General features: G+C 40.8%; 2 protein-coding genes. Both read left to right on the top strand.

Features of this window, described 5'->3' with window-relative positions; genetic code table 11:
* Positions 1–972 (top strand): class I tRNA ligase family protein (locus GMD4S_RS08025; RefSeq protein ID WP_000223555.1); only part of this gene is annotated, 972 nt, incomplete at its 5' end.
* Between the two features lie 292 nt (positions 973–1,264).
* The coding region (locus GMD4S_RS08020) for a G5 domain-containing protein (protein WP_000149612.1) at positions 1,265–2,322 on the top strand (1,058 nt) is incomplete at its 3' end.

The raw sequence follows: 2,322 nt of genomic DNA, 5'->3' as shown, positions 1-2,322 counted from the left end.
GATGTTGAAAAACAATTTGGTGCGGAAATCTTGCGTCTCTGGGTAACAAGTGTGGACTCAAGCAACGACGTGCGTATCTCTATGGATATCTTGAGCCAAGTCTCTGAAACTTACCGTAAGATCCGTAACACTCTTCGTTTCTTGATTGCCAATACATCTGACTTTAACCCAGCTCAAGACGCAGTAGCTTACGATGAGCTTCGTTCTGTTGACAAGTACATGACCATTCGCTTTAACCAGCTTGTGAAAACGATTCGTGATGCTTATGCTAACTTTGAATTCTTGACAATCTACAAGGCCTTGGTGAACTTCATCAACGTTGATTTGTCAGCCTTCTACCTTGACTTTGCCAAAGACGTTGTTTACATCGAGGGTGCCAAATCACTCGAACGCCGTCAAATGCAAACTGTCTTCTATGACATTCTTGTCAAAATCACTAAACTCTTGACACCAATCCTTCCTCACACAGCAGAGGAAATCTGGTCATATCTTGAGTTTGAAGCTGAAGAATTTGTGCAATTGTCTGAATTGCCAGAAGCGGAAACTTTTGCCAACCAAGAAGAAATCCTGGATACATGGGCAGCCTTCATGGACTTCCGCGGACAAGCTCAAAAAGCCTTGGAAGAAGCACGTAATGCAAAAGTAATCGGGAAATCACTCGAAGCACACTTGACAGTTTATCCAAACGAAGTTGTGAAAACTCTTCTTGGAGCAGTAGATAGCAATGTGGCTCAACTTTTGATCGTGTCAGAATTGACCATCGCTGAAGGTACAGCGCCAGAAGCTGCCGTTAGCTTCGAAGATGTAGCCTTTACAGTTAAACGCGCTGCAGGTGAAGTATGTGACCGCTGCCGTCGTATCGATCCAACTACTGCAGAACGTAGCTACCATGCAGTCATCTGTGACCACTGTGCAAGCATCGTAGAAGAAAACTTTGCGGATGCAGTTGCAGAAGGATTTGAAGCGAAATAATCATAATAGAATCAAGTTGTCTCATAGTTTAAGATGAGATAAAAATGTAAAAGAGAGAAAGTTATTTCTCTCTTTTTTGTTGGAAAAAGTTTAGGACAAAGGGGGGAAATCTAATAATTTTGGAGTTCGTTTTAAATTGATTTTTGAGATTTTTTAAAAAGAGGAGTCGTTTTTTGGTACTTTTAAAAAGCATGTGTTACTTCTAAAAATCGCGACAAATAATTTGAATAATCAAGTGAAATCAGGTAGAATAGAAAGGATTGAATAATATATTGAAAAGGAAATCTTTAGAATGACACATCAGTTTTATGGAGAAAAACGACAGCGCTTTTCTTTCCGGAAGTTGTCCGTTGGGCTCGTTTCGGCGACTATTGGAAGCTTCTTTTTGAGTGGGCAAATAACTGGGGACTTGACTTCTGTAAAGGCAGCAGAAATTCAAAGTCAGCAGTCTGCTCAGGTCAAATACCACTACGTAGTGGAGTCTGAATTGACGGAGGCAGAGAAGAGTGCCTTGATCAGGGAGATTCCAAAGCATGTTGAGAATGCTTCAGAGACCTATTACTTAGTTTATCGTCCGACTACTCAAGGGGATTCGTCTGGAGTATTACCTAAGACAGGTCACTCCGGCCTTTGGGAATCAACTTTTACAGCGATGGGTCTTGCATTACTAGTGCTTGTAGTTGTTAGAGGCAGAAATGGGAAGAGGTATTTATCTTCGATCTTGTTGGTAACTGGAATGGGATCCATACTGCTATCTCCAACAGTCTTAGCAGTGACGAATATCGAACTTGTGGCATATAATCAAAGTCTTAACTTGGGTCTTGGAGATGCACTTCCAGCGCCATTGAAAATTGACGGTTACGACTATATCGGTTATCTAAAGAATGAAGAACAAAATGATAGTCATTTAGCTCATTCTGCTCTGAAGGAAAATCTGACACTTGATTTAGAGAAAGAGAAGGGAAGTGAACTTAAGCCGAGTGAAACAAATCCTGATATGAAAGAGATTGTTTCGGATAAGGGTGATGCTTTAACTGAGGGAGAAAGAGAAGCTATAGCTGCTAAGGAGAGAGAGTCTGCTCGTCTAAGCACCGTTTATGACTTGCCAGAACTAAAAATTAGTGAGCAGGAGTCAGTTCAAGAACTTCCTTATCAGACAAAATACCAATATTCCGATGAATTGTCTCAAGGGCAATCAAAAGTCATACAATCAGGTGTTCGAGGTCAACGTACAGTGGTGACTCGTCATTATCATGAGAATCAAGAAATCGTAAAAAGCGAAATGATTTCTGATCAAGTGACGCTTGAACCTGTTTCTGAAATTATTTTAGTTGGAACAGCTCCAACTAA

This window comes from Streptococcus sp. GMD4S (genome assembly GCF_000296955.1).
This window is presented reverse-complemented; position numbering and strand designations above follow the sequence as displayed.